Raw genomic sequence first — 11534 nt, 5'->3', positions numbered from 1 at the left:
TATGTGTCCGCCGTCGAACTGGCACAGCGTGTCCGATTCACCACCCACTCCGCCGGCACAGTCGGTATCGACCTACGTCGAAGAAGGGGCTCGCATCGCCGCGATACTGCTGGTCTGGGCGATCATCTCCCTGTTTTTCGCGTTCGGACTGACCGAGATCGGTGTCTTCGCCCGCGTCTTCTGGGTACTGGGTGGCGTCTTCGCGCTCACCGGACTGCTCAACGCCGTGCTGTACCTGCTGTACCGTACGGTCGACTACTGGCACTCACAGTCCTAGATCACATCCGGTCCGCTCGTCCCGCGGCAGTCCAGGGGTCTGTCGGCGCGTCGGTCGGCACCCGGACCGAGCGGCGACGCTTACGCGCCACTTTGCTCGCGAACTTCCACTTGCCGTCGGACCAGTTGGGACCGCTGTCCCCGTCGGCCGCGGCGGCCGCCGCGAGTTCCTGATCCCGTACGTGAGCGCCGATGGCAGCGGCGACGGCGGCCGCTTCGTCGGGCTCGGCGTCGTCGAGCGCCGCTTCGACGGCCGCGAGCAAGGCGTCCTCGCCGATCTGGGACGGTGTATTCTCCTCGGCCATCTCAGAGCGGGATGTTGCCATGTTTGCGGTCGGGGGTGTCCTTGCGTTTTCCGCGGGTCATCTCCAGGTCGTCGATGAGGCGGGCGCGAGTGTCCTTCGGTTCCAGGACGTCGTCGACGAACCCGCGTTCTGCGGCCGTGTAGGGGTTCGCGAAGGCGTCGCGGTACTCGTCGATGAGTTCCTGCCGCCGGGCCTCGACGTCGTCGGCGTCCGCGAGTTCGTCGTCGTAGAGGACGTTCACCGCGCCCTCCGGCCCCATGACGGCGATCTCGGCGGTCGGCCAGGCGTAGTTCATGTCCGCCTCGACGTGTTTCGAGGCCATCACGTCGTAGGCCCCGCCGTAGGCCTTCCGGGTGATCACCGTCAGCAGCGGCACGGTGGCCTCCGAATAGGCGTACAGCAGTTTCGCACCGTGTTTGATGATCCCGTCGTGTTCCTGATCGGTACCGGGCATGAACCCGGGCACGTCCACGAACGTCAGGATCGGGATGTTGAACGCGTCACAGAACCGGACGAAGCGCGCGCCCTTGACCGAGGCGTCGATGTCGAGCGTGCCCGCGTTGACGCGGGGGTTGTTCCCGACGATGCCCACCGCGTGGCCGTCCATCCGCGCGAACCCGATCGTGAGGTTGCGCGCGAACATCTCGGCCACCTCGAAGAACGACCCCTCGTCGACGATGCTGTCGACCACGTCCCGCATGTCGTAGGGCTTCTGTGGCTGGTCGGGCACGATGTCCATCAGGTCGTCGGGTTCCCGCTCGGGGTCGTCCCACGGCTCCACGCGGGGCGGGTCCTCGACGTTGTTCTGCGGGAGGAAGGAGAGCAGATAGGCGATGTCGTCCAGCGCCTCCTCCTCGGCCTGGGCCGTGAAGTGTGAGACGCCCGATTCCGTGGCGTGGGTCTGTGCCCCGCCGAGTTCCTCGAAGCCGACTTCCTCACCGGTGACCGTCTCGATGACGTCCGGCCCGGTGATGAACATGTGGCTCGTGTCCTGAACCATCATGATGAAGTCCGTGATGGCCGGGGAGTAGACCGCGCCGCCGGCACAGGGGCCCATGATCGCCGAGATCTGGGGGACGACGCCGGAGGCGAGCTGGTTGCGGTGGAAGATGTCGGCGTAGCCCGCCAGCGAGTCGATGCCCTCCTGGATGCGAGCGCCCGCCGAATCGTTGAGGCCGATGATCGGACAGCCGGTCTCGATGGCCTTGTCCATGATCTTACAGACCTTCTGGGCGAAGGCCTCACCCAGCGAGCCGCCCATGACGGTGAAGTCGTGGGCGAAGACGAACACCTTCCGGCCGTCGACCTCGCCGTAGCCGGTGACGACGCCGTCGCCGGGCATCTCCCGCTCGTCCATGTCGAAGTTGGTCGAGCGGTGTTCCCGGAGCTGATCGACCTCGTTGAAGGTACCGTCGTCGAGGAAGTAGTCGACGCGCTCGCGGGCAGTCATCTTCCCGCGGTCGTGTTGGGCCTCGATGCGGTCCTCGCCGCCGCCGAGTTCGGCCTCGCGTTTGCGTTCGCGGAGCTCTTCGACGCGGTCCTCTATCGTCATCGCGTATCACGTCCCCGTTGGTCCATCTTGGGAGTGAACACGAAGTAGGGTGAAAAATGTTTTCCGGAGTGGGAAGGACGAGCAACGCGAGTCCTTCCGAATTGCGAACGGGGAGGAACGACCCGTGAGCGGGGAGGCTCGACCGAAGGGAGAGCCTCCGGAATTGCGAACGGGGAACGCGAGGTCTTCGACCTCGATTCGAGCGGGCAGAGCCCGCGAGAACGCAGGGAGCCGTGAGCGGGGAGGCACGAGCAACGCGAGTCCTTCCGAATTGCGAACGGGGAACGCGAGGTCTTCGACCTCGATTCGAGCGGGGACTGACCCGAGAGCAGGGAAACTACATCGACCGGCCGAGGAGGTGGGCGCTGTCGTCGGCACGGTTGCCGGTCGCGCGACCGATAGCGTACCCGACAGTCCCGAGAAGACCGCCGGTGAGAATCGACACGGAGAACAGGACGGTCGCGATACCCAGACCGGGAAGGCCCGCCAGCGGAAGCGCGACCGATTTGCTGACGACCAGCGCGAAGACGAACACGACCGTTCCGTAGACGGGGTAGGCCGGGCCGACGCCGAGGTAGCCACAGATCGCGGGCCCGAGGAGACAGATCTCGGCCGCCAATAGGATCGCCGTCTGCCCGCCGTGGGTCACGGGGATCGGCGGAAATCCGTAGTAGACTGTCAGTAACGCCAGCGTCGACAGTCCGTAGAGATAACAGATTCCCGTCGTGCGTTGCCTGAGCAACCACCGCCGGCACTGGGTCCAGTCGAGCATGGCATCTGTTCCCTCCTCGATAATATTTGGTAATAAAAACTATCGTCCGTTCAATCAGTAGGTGGCGACTACGGCCAGGAAATGAGGGGAATCGGCAACGCTTAGGCGGGCGCGTGTCCTCGACCGAGCCATGACAGCACAGTCCCAAGCCGCGCAGTTCCGGGCGGTGGTCGACGGTGACGGAATCGTCGCGTTGCCGGGGGTCCACGACGCGCTCTCGGCCCGGCTGGCCGAGCGGGCCGGGTTCGAGGCCGTCTTCACCTCGGGGTTCGGGATCGCGGCGTCGACGCTTGGGCTCCCCGATCTCGGCATGATGTCGATGGCGGAGAACGTCGATCGGATCGACCGAATCGCCGGCAGCGTCGACGTGCCGCTGGTGGCGGACGCCGACACGGGCTACGGGTCGGCGGTGAACGTTCGGCGCACGGTCTCTGAATGTCTCGACGCCGGCGTCGCGGGGATCATCCTGGAAGATCAGGAGTGGCCCAAACGCTGTGGCCACATGGACGAGAAGCGCGTCGTTCCGGCCGCGGAGGGCGTCCAGCGGATTCGCGCGGCCGCGGACCTCCGCGCGGAGCGCGACGAGGATCTGGTGATCGTCGGCCGCACGGACGCCCGCGCGGTACACGGGCTGGACGAGGCCATCGACCGCGGTCGCGCCTACGCCGACGCCGGCGCGGACGTGGTGTTCGTCGAGGCCCCCGAGTCCCGGGCGGAACTGGAGCGCATCGCCGCGGAGATCGACGCGCCGACGTTCGCCAACGTGGTCGACGGCGGGAAGACCCCTGAACTGTCGGCCGCTGAACTCGACGAGATCGGGTTCGACATCGCCGTCTACCCGCTGTCCGCGCTGTTCGCGGCCACGAGGGCGATGCAGAACGCCTACGAGACGCTGGCGAGCGAGGGGACGACCGAATCCGTCGATGGCGTCTCCTTCGAGGCCTTCGAGGACGTGGTCGACGCCGACGGCTATCGGGAAGTGGAACGGCAATACGCGCCGGAGGAGTGACCCCCAGAGGGAGACGAGAACCGGAGACGAACACATTCTCGGAATTCTGGAATGGTGAGATTGTATTAAGCCGATAGCCATCGTATTTTACTCTGTATGTACGAAACCGTACTCCTCCCGACGGACGGAAGCGAGGTCGCCGCCAGCGCGGTCGAGCACGCGACCGACACTGCGAGCCGCCACGACGCGACGGTCCACGTTCTCTACGTGGTCGACGAGAGCGTCGCCAACGCTGCGCCCGGGCTGGCGATGGGTGAGATCAACGAGAAACTCGAAGACGAGGGCGAGCGAGCCATCGCGGACCTGGAAGAGGAGATTCGCGAGGCAGGCCTCGACACGGAGACGGCCATCCGGGTGGGTGTACCCGACGAGGAGATCCTCAGATACATGGACGAGATCGACGCCGACATCGTGACGATGGGCACCACAGGCAAACGGATCGTCGAGCGCGAGCGGGTCGGTAGCGTCACGGACGCGCTCGTCAGGAAGGCGAACGTCCCCGTGCTGGCGGTTCCGCGAGCCTGATCCGAGGGGCGGGAACGGGCGGCGAACCGCGTTACTGCTGTTCGCGCGCCAGTTCCAGCGACCAGAAGAAGCCGAAGTAGGCGAGGATGCCTGCGAGCATGAACATGTAGTAGGCCCACTGCGGGCCGTCGACGAACCGGAAGAACAGTTCGACGAGCGTCACCCACACCAGGGCGAACAGCAGATCCGAGACCATCCCGGAACGGTGTTCCCGGACGTGATCGCGGATGCTATCGACGAGACTCATCGCCGGTCACCTCGGATCGCCAGCGTGTGTGGGCGGGTCATGCTCGGGTGTAAGGGAGTGGGTGGCTATTCCGCTTGTGCTTCGTCGTCTTCGTCGCCGCCAGCGTCGACCACGAGCACCGGCAGTCGGGTCCGTCGCAGGACCTTCTCGGTGACGCTCCCGAGGATGACGCGGGAGAGTCCCGACCGGCCGTGACTCCCCATGACGATCAGGTCGATGTCGCTGTCCTCGACGAACTTCCGGATGGCGCGTGCGGGTTCGCCGACGCGCATGTGTTCCTCGACGGTCAGCCCGTGTTCGGCGGCCTCGTCGGCGACGTATCCGGTCGCTTTCTCGGCTGCTTCCTTCACCTCGGGCATGTCGTCGAGGTTGCCCTGTCGGATGCGATCGACCTGTTCTGTCCCCAGCGAGTAGCTGGTGGCGTCGACGTCCACGACGTAGAGGACGTGGACCGTCGCGTCGTACTTCGAGGCGATGTCGATCGCCTGATCGACCGCGTACCGTGCCGTCTTGCTCCCGTCGGTGGGAACGAGGATGTTGTCGTACATGGTTCAGTCGTCCGCGGGGGTCTGGCCCCCGTCGGCGCTCACGACGTCTTCTGCGGTCTGTTGCTGGCCCATCGGTTTCGGGCTGTGACACTGCCGGACCATCTTCTTGGTCTTCTCGGGCGGTTCGGTGGTCGCCAGCGAGACGACGATGGTGACGGCAAAGACCAGCGGCGTGCCGGGCAGGGCCGCACCGATCGCGGGCACGAACTCGCCGTAGACCTCGCTGAACGGCATGATGAGGTCGTTGACGACGGCGAGGATCCAGATCGTCAGCCCGGTGACCATCCCGGCGAGTGCGCCCTGTCGGTTCGTGTTCTCCCACCAGAGACCGAGGAAGAACATCGGGAACAGGACGAGCGCGGCCAGCGAGAACGCCAGCGCGACGAGTTCGCCGATCAGCGCCGGCGGGTCGAGCGCGGTGAGCGTCACCAGGGCACCGATGCCGACGATGGTGGCGCGGCCGAGCAGGACCTGCTGGCGCTGGGTCGCGTCGGGGTTGATGAGTTCGGTGTAGATGTCGTGGGCGACCGCGGAGGAGGCCGTGATGAACAGGCCCGCCGTGGTCGCGATCGCTGCGGCCATCGCGCCGGCCGCGACGAAGCCGACCAGCCACTGGGGCAGGTTGGCGAACTGCGCGGCCAGCACGACGATCACGTCACCTTCCGCCCCGGACATCCCGCCGGCGTCGGCGGCGGCGAAGACGGCGTCGGGCGAGATGTTGTTGACCTGTGCGAACAGGTCGACGCCCAGCGCGGCCATTGCAGGGGCCGACCAGTACAGGAGCATGATGAAGAACAGTCCGGAGACGGTCGACCAGCGGGCGGTCCGCTCGTTCTGGACCGTGTAGAACCGCACCAGAACGTGTGGGAGACCACACGTCCCGAAGATCAGTGAGAACGCCGTCGCGACCCAGACGTAGAACGGCGCGTTGACGAACGGTTCGGAGAACTGGGTCGACAGCTCGCTGATCATCGCGCCGTACTGGATCTGCGGGACGATCCAGCCCTGCTGGGTCCAGCCGACGGCGAAGACGCCGACCAGGAACGCGACGATGAGAATGACGTACTGGAGGGCCATCCCCTTGGTCGCTCCCAGCATGCCCGAGAGCGCGAGGTAGCCGACCGTGATCGCCATCATCACGATGACCATCGGGACGAAGTCGAGCCCGAAGACGTACTGGCCGACGAGGCCCATCCCGCTTGCCTGTCCGACCGAGTAGACGTACGCGATGAGGATCGTCGTGAACGCCGCGATGGCGCGGGCAAGCGAGGAGTTGAAGCGGTCACCGACGAAGTCGGGCGCGGTGTACTTCCCGAACCGGCGCATCTGCGCGGCCAGGAAGATCAGCAGGACGAAATAGCCCGTCGTCCAGCCGACGACGAAGGCCAGTCCGTAAAAGCCCGAGAGGGCGATCAGCCCTGCCATCCCGAGATAGGACGCCGCGGACATCCAGTTGGCCGCGATGGCCATGCCGTTCTCGACGTAGCCGATGCCACGGCCAGCGACCCACATCCCCTCGGTGTCGGCGACCCGGAACAGGTAGCCAATAGCGAGGAACGAGGCCATCATCAGGAAGACGATGGCCGCACCGATCGGCTTGAACGAGATGTTCAGCGCGTCGGCCTGCAACGGCAGCATCATTCGTTCACACCTCCGTCAGTGGCGGCCGCCTCCTCGGGGCCGCTGGGTTTCTCGGCCGTCTGTCCGGTGTTGATACCGTACTTCTCGTCGAGTTTGTCACGCCGGTGGGCGTAGATCGCCGCCAGAATCAGCGAACTCGTCGGGGCGAAGAAGGCGACCATGAAGTAGTGCGCCGGGAAGCCGAGAATCGTCAGCGACGTCATCGTCCCCGGGGCGAGGAAGGTCGCGACGACCGGCCCCCACGTGGCGAGGATCCAGGCGATGAAACTCCCCCAGACCAGTTTCAGGTGGTCCCGCATGAACCGCGTGCTGGGCCTGAGGAGGTTGACCTCGCTGTCGAGGTAGTCGGTTTGCTGGTGTTCCTGTGCGGCCTGCGATACCGTACCGCCGTCGGTCTGGGCGACCGGGGACTCGTCGTCTCCGGTCGCCGTACCGTCCGGCGAATCGTGCGTGTCTTTCTCTCTCATATTTCGGTCGTGTGATGGAGTCGTCGGTGGTTCGTGTCTGTGCGAAAGTCAGGTGGTGTCGTCGTTGTGTCGCGTGCGTGAGTGGTCGTGGGTCGGGTCCTCAGTCCTGCCCGACCTTGCCGGCGATATCCTCGACGATATCGGGGTTGCGCAGCGTGCTCGTGTTCCCGAGTTCGTCACCGTTGGCGATGTCTTCCAGCAGGCGACGCATGATCTTGCCCGACCGGGTCTTCGGGAGTTCCGGCGAGAAGATGACCTCCTCGGGTCGAGCGATGGGGCCGATGGCGTCTTCGACGCCCTCGACGATCCGCTGTCGGAGGTCGTCGTCGCCCTCGTACCCGTCCTCGGTGATCACGTAGGCGTAGACCGCCTCGCCTTTGATCTCGTGGTCGCCGCCGACGACTGCCGCCTCGGCGACGCCCTCGACGCCCACGATGGCGCTCTCGACTTCCATCGTGCCGAGCCGGTGGCCGGAGACGTTGATCACGTCGTCGACGCGGCCCAGCACCGTGATGTAGCCGTCGTCGTCGATCTTCGCACCGTCCTCGGGGAAGTAGACCCACTCGTCGCCCTCCTCGTCGGAGTACTCCTGCCAGTACTCCTCGATGAACCGCTCGTCGTTCTGGTACAGCGTCCGCAGCATGCCGGGCCAGGGTTTGTCCACCGTGAGGTAGCCGGCCTCACCGGGCTGGACCTCCTCGCCCTGCATGTCGACGACGTTCGCGCTGATCCCCGGCAGCGGCGGCCCGGCCGATCCGGGCTTCATCTCGTTGACGCCGGGCAGGGTGGTGACCATCATCCCGCCGGTCTCGGTCTGCCACCAGGTGTCGACCACCGGGCAGGACTCGTCGCCGATGTGTTTGTAGTACCACTTCCACGCGCGGGGGTTGATCGGCTCCCCGACGGTGCCGAGCAGGCGCAGGCTCGAGAGGTCGTGGCGCTCGGGGTACTCCTTGCCCCACTTCATGAACGCCCGGATGGCGGTGGGCGCGGTGTAGAGCTGGGTCACGTCGTAGTCGTCGACGATCTCCCAGAGCCGGTCCTTCTCGGGGTAGTCCGGCGTCCCCTCGTACATCACCGTCGAAGTCCCCAGCGCGAGGGGGCCGTAGACGATGTAGCTGTGGCCCGTGATCCAGCCGATGTCGGCCGAACACCAGTAGGTGTCCTCGGGCTTGACGTCGAGCACGGCGTGAGAGGTCCACGAGACGTACGACAGATACCCGCCGGTCGTGTGTTTCACGCCCTTGGGTTTGCCCGTCGTCCCCGACGTGTACATCAGGAACAGCATGTCCTCGGCGTCCCGGGTGACCGGATCGACCGACGCGCCCGCGTGGTCGGCGATCAGGTCGTCGTAGTCGTGCTGGTCGTCGTCGAGGTCGTGGTCGAGTTCCTCGCCCAGTCGGTCGACGACGACCGTGTCTACGTCGTGTTCCACACCGCCAAGCCCCTCGTCGGCCTTGTCCTTGTGGTCGAGCGGGTCACCGCGGCGGTAGTAGCCGTCACAGGTGACGAGATACTCCGAGTCCGCGGAGTTCATCCGGGTCGCCAGCGCGTCCGCCGAGAAGCCCGCGAACACGACCGAGTGGGGTGCGCCGATCCGGGCACACGCAAGCATCGCCACCGGCAGTTCCGGGATCATCGGCATGTACATCGTCACCACGTCGTCTTCCTCGACGCCGAGCTCGCGCAGCGCGGCGGCGAACTCCTCGACTTCGTCGAGCAGTTCCTGATACGTGTACGTACGCGTCTCGTCGGTCGGTTCCCCGACCCACTCGATGGCGACCTCGTCGCCGCGGCCGTCCTCGACGTGGCGGTCGAGACAGTTGTACGACGCGTTGAGCTTCCCGTCTACGAACCACTCGTAGAACGGGGCGTCACCGTCCTCGAGTACTTGATCGTACGGTTCCTCCCAGTCCAGCAGATCTGCGGCCCGCTCCCAGCAGTCGGGCCAGTTCTCCTCGAACTCCTCGTAGATGGATTCGTCGGTGACGTTCGCCTGTTCGACGAACGACTCGGGCGGCTCGAAGCTCTCCCCCTCCGGAAGTCGGGCTTCGAGTTCACCCTCGGATTCCTCGGACATGGTCCATCACCATCATTCACGACATCCCCCTAAAGAAACGGCTCTAATTATGCTAACCCGTGACGCAACCACCGGTCGCCGACCTGTCGGGCGAGAACACGAACGAACCCAACTGGCGTTCATCGGGCGTCGAGAACTATCACCGTTCGTTCGTGTTCGGACCCCTCGGGCGGTTTCTCGGCTGTTTCCGCCCGTTGGAACGGATCACTAAACAGTTAGCGACGGGGTAGTACCCGGCCGCGATCAGTCCTCGTCCCACGGCGACTCGGGGTCGCCCGGTCGCTGGTCGTCGGTGAAGAAGGCGGTCAGGAGTTTCTGCTGGGCGCGCCGGAGGTGGTTGTGGAGCGTCGGTGAGGTGATCCCGATGGCGTCTGCCAGTTCTTCGGCGGTACTGCCCCGTGGCCACTCGAAGTAGCCGGCGTGGTAGGCGGCCTGCAGGACCGCCGACTGTTTCTCCGTGAGCGAGTCGCGCAGTGACGCGCGGAAGGCCGTCGGCGTCTCCGCCGGTCGGTCGCGCTCGCGTTTGGTTATCAGTTCGGTATCGGGGAACGCGTCGGTCACGTCCGCGACCAGTCGTCGCACGTCGGTCTCGGCCGACACCTGGCCGACGACGCGTTCGGTCCCGTTCGTGGCCTCCATCTCCCCGACGGTCGCTCCGTGGTCCACCAGCGTCGTCGCCAGGTCCCGGCCGGACACGACCAGTTCCAGCAGCGCCTCGTCGCCGTAATCGCGCACCAGTCGCGCGTCGTCGATCGCGGCGCGGTCGGTCGCCCACGAGAGCACCCGCTCGGACCCGGCCCCCGCGAGCGTCACGAAGTACACCAGCGCCCCCTCTTCGCCCGGGACGACGCCGTCCAGCGTCACGGTGCAGTCGTGTTCGGCCGACAGGCGGGCGAAAAACGAGTTCGGGTCGCCGCTCTCGAAGGTGAGTTCGACGACGGTGTCGGCGAGCAGGAGTCGACGCTGTTCGACGACGGTGATCGCCTGCCCGAGTCGCCGACCCAGATACGACAGCAACGCTCGTTCGCGGTCGGTCACCGGCGCCGTCGTCCCGACACCGAGGACGGTATCGACCGTCTCGCCGTTCCCGACCGGGACGACCGCTGCCGCTCGATATCCGTTCGAGTCGGCGTGCTCACGCCACGCAGCGAAGGCCGGGTCCGACCCCACGTCGTCGGTCGTCCGAACGTCGTCCGTCGCCAGGACTTCCCCGACAGCGCCGTCTTCGGACGACAGGCCGTCGAGTTCGACCCCACTTCCGGCCTGTGTCGCGACACCGATCGACCCGCCGCGCCGGCGGCCGATCCACGCCGCGGCGTACGGATCGCCGTCGACGAGGCGGTCACAGGTCCGGCGTTCGATCTCGTCCCGCGTCGACGCCGTCGACAACGCGTCGGCGGCGGCTCGAATCCGCTCGAAGGCGGCGTCGAATCGGGACCCGACGGCCGTCTCGCGGGCGGAGTCACCGCCGACACCGTCCACGAGCGAGGTCCGCTCGAACGCCGCCGCCACGTCCGCCCTGTCCAGTTCGGGCAGGAACCGTTCGACGCTTTCCAGACTCCCCCACCCACCGACCGTCGCGACCACGTGGGGATCGACGCCCTCCTCCGCGAGCAGTTGCCGGGCGAAAAACTCCCGTAGCGTCCGCGAGGAGACCGACTGGAACCGGGAATCGCCCGTGCGCTCCGCCGCGCGCTCGCCCGCCTCGGCGACGAGCATCTGTACCCGCCGGGGCGACACCGGTACCAGTCGATCCTCGTCGTTCAGGTCGTTCGCGCGGGCGTACTGCCGGAGGTCGTGTTCCACGTCCGGCGGCAGGTACGCCCGACGGGCCGTCCCGCCGTCCTCGTCGGGCACCGCGAGAAAGTAGTGGTCGGTGCCGTCCCGTTCGTAGATCCCCACGTCACCGGGCCGTACGCGCGCGATCTCGGCGGGTCGGAGTCCGACCTCACCTGCCAGTCTGACTACCAGCTCCGCCCGCAAGGTCTCTGTCGCCCGCCGGAGCCGACGGTACGCCGACGGCGTCAACTCGAACTCGACGCCGGACTCCGCGGCACACATGTTTCGTTTCTCTTTGGAAACGCGAAGCTTCAACCTTGCGACTGTGGTCGC

The 11534-nt window shown here is 66.2% G+C and carries 12 protein-coding genes; 3 read left to right on the top strand and 9 right to left on the bottom strand.

Going from position 1 to position 11534, the window contains the following annotated elements:
* Nucleotides 1–28 precede the first annotated feature (28 nt).
* The gene (locus BV210_RS15995) at nucleotides 29–277 is read left to right on the top strand and encodes a hypothetical protein (protein ID WP_077207615.1); all 249 of its coding nucleotides are present in this window, start codon (nucleotides 29–31) and stop codon (nucleotides 275–277) included.
* Between the two features lies 1 nt (nucleotide 278).
* On the opposite strand, the gene BV210_RS15990 is transcribed toward BV210_RS15995, so the two are convergent.
* The 3 genes from BV210_RS15990 to BV210_RS15980 all read right to left on the bottom strand — a co-directional run bounded on the left by BV210_RS15990 (nucleotide 279) and on the right by BV210_RS15980 (nucleotide 2905).
* Nucleotides 279–602, bottom strand: a complete 324-nt coding sequence (locus BV210_RS15990) for an acc operon protein (protein WP_371340798.1) — start codon at nucleotides 600–602, stop codon at nucleotides 279–281.
* Nucleotides 583–2133 (bottom strand): acyl-CoA carboxylase subunit beta, encoded by a 1551-nt coding sequence (locus tag BV210_RS15985; RefSeq protein ID WP_077207613.1) that lies wholly within the window; start codon nucleotides 2131–2133, stop codon nucleotides 583–585. Before BV210_RS15985 ends, BV210_RS15990 begins: the two co-directional genes overlap by 20 nt.
* Nucleotides 2134–2470: 337 nt before the next feature.
* Complete coding sequence (locus BV210_RS15980; RefSeq protein ID WP_077207612.1) at nucleotides 2471–2905, bottom strand: hypothetical protein; 435 nt, start codon at nucleotides 2903–2905, stop codon at nucleotides 2471–2473.
* A 130-nt stretch (nucleotides 2906–3035) separates the two neighbouring features.
* Between BV210_RS15980 and BV210_RS15975 the strand changes: the two genes are divergently transcribed.
* Both BV210_RS15975 and BV210_RS15970 read left to right on the top strand, forming a co-directional pair.
* On the top strand, nucleotides 3036–3914 hold the full coding sequence (locus BV210_RS15975) for an oxaloacetate decarboxylase (protein WP_077207611.1): 879 nt from the start codon (nucleotides 3036–3038) through the stop codon (nucleotides 3912–3914).
* A gap of 96 nt (nucleotides 3915–4010) precedes the next feature.
* Nucleotides 4011–4439 carry a universal stress protein gene (locus BV210_RS15970; RefSeq protein ID WP_077207610.1) on the top strand — a complete coding sequence of 143 codons (429 nt, stop codon included), beginning with the start codon at nucleotides 4011–4013 and terminating at the stop codon, nucleotides 4437–4439.
* A gap of 31 nt (nucleotides 4440–4470) precedes the next feature.
* Here BV210_RS15970 and BV210_RS15965 read toward each other — a convergent pair whose 3' ends face one another.
* From BV210_RS15965 to BV210_RS15940, 6 genes are all read right to left on the bottom strand, one after another.
* Entirely contained in the window at nucleotides 4471–4686 is a 216-nt protein-coding gene (locus BV210_RS15965) for a hypothetical protein (protein ID WP_077207609.1), read from the bottom strand.
* 65 nt (nucleotides 4687–4751) lie between these two features.
* Complete coding sequence (locus BV210_RS15960) at nucleotides 4752–5234, bottom strand: universal stress protein (RefSeq protein ID WP_077207608.1); 483 nt, start codon at nucleotides 5232–5234, stop codon at nucleotides 4752–4754.
* 3 nt (nucleotides 5235–5237) lie between these two features.
* Nucleotides 5238–6875 (bottom strand): VC_2705 family sodium/solute symporter, encoded by a 1638-nt coding sequence (locus tag BV210_RS15955; RefSeq protein WP_077207607.1) that lies wholly within the window; start codon nucleotides 6873–6875, stop codon nucleotides 5238–5240.
* On the bottom strand, nucleotides 6872–7342 hold the full coding sequence (locus BV210_RS15950) for a DUF4212 domain-containing protein (RefSeq protein ID WP_077207606.1): 471 nt from the start codon (nucleotides 7340–7342) through the stop codon (nucleotides 6872–6874). The genes BV210_RS15955 and BV210_RS15950 overlap by 4 nt, the downstream gene beginning before the upstream one ends.
* A gap of 100 nt (nucleotides 7343–7442) precedes the next feature.
* Complete coding sequence (gene acs, locus BV210_RS15945; RefSeq protein WP_077207605.1) at nucleotides 7443–9422, bottom strand: acetate--CoA ligase; 1980 nt, start codon at nucleotides 9420–9422, stop codon at nucleotides 7443–7445.
* A 243-nt stretch (nucleotides 9423–9665) separates the two neighbouring features.
* Nucleotides 9666–11483: a bacterio-opsin activator domain-containing protein gene (locus tag BV210_RS15940; protein WP_077207604.1), complete on the bottom strand. Its 1818-nt coding sequence runs from the start codon at nucleotides 11481–11483 to the stop codon at nucleotides 9666–9668.
* Nucleotides 11484–11534 lie beyond the last annotated feature (51 nt).

Origin of the sequence: Halorientalis sp. IM1011 (assembly GCF_001989615.1) — an archaeon.
Taxonomy (GTDB): Archaea; Halobacteriota; Halobacteria; order Halobacteriales; family Haloarculaceae; genus Halorientalis.
Note: the sequence above shows the minus strand (reverse complement) of the source record. Positions and strands in the feature narration are given on the sequence as shown.

What these genes read in the sequence shown, in the direction of transcription:
- BV210_RS15990 (WP_371340798.1), bottom strand. Translation starts at nt 602, where the DNA reads ATGGCAACATCCCGCTCTGAGATGGCCGAGGAGAATACACCGTCCCAG.
- BV210_RS15985 (WP_077207613.1), bottom strand. Translation starts at nt 2,133, where the DNA reads ATGACGATAGAGGACCGCGTCGAAGAGCTCCGCGAACGCAAACGCGAG.
- BV210_RS15980 (WP_077207612.1), bottom strand. Translation starts at nt 2,905, where the DNA reads ATGCTCGACTGGACCCAGTGCCGGCGGTGGTTGCTCAGGCAACGCACG.
- BV210_RS15975 (WP_077207611.1), top strand. Translation starts at nt 3,036, where the DNA reads ATGACAGCACAGTCCCAAGCCGCGCAGTTCCGGGCGGTGGTCGACGGT.
- BV210_RS15970 (WP_077207610.1), top strand. Translation starts at nt 4,011, where the DNA reads ATGTACGAAACCGTACTCCTCCCGACGGACGGAAGCGAGGTCGCCGCC.
- BV210_RS15965 (WP_077207609.1), bottom strand. Translation starts at nt 4,686, where the DNA reads ATGAGTCTCGTCGATAGCATCCGCGATCACGTCCGGGAACACCGTTCC.
- BV210_RS15960 (WP_077207608.1), bottom strand. Translation starts at nt 5,234, where the DNA reads ATGTACGACAACATCCTCGTTCCCACCGACGGGAGCAAGACGGCACGG.
- BV210_RS15955 (WP_077207607.1), bottom strand. Translation starts at nt 6,875, where the DNA reads ATGATGCTGCCGTTGCAGGCCGACGCGCTGAACATCTCGTTCAAGCCG.
- BV210_RS15950 (WP_077207606.1), bottom strand. Translation starts at nt 7,342, where the DNA reads ATGAGAGAGAAAGACACGCACGATTCGCCGGACGGTACGGCGACCGGA.
- acs (WP_077207605.1), bottom strand. Translation starts at nt 9,422, where the DNA reads ATGTCCGAGGAATCCGAGGGTGAACTCGAAGCCCGACTTCCGGAGGGG.
- BV210_RS15940 (WP_077207604.1), bottom strand. Translation starts at nt 11,483, where the DNA reads ATGTGTGCCGCGGAGTCCGGCGTCGAGTTCGAGTTGACGCCGTCGGCG.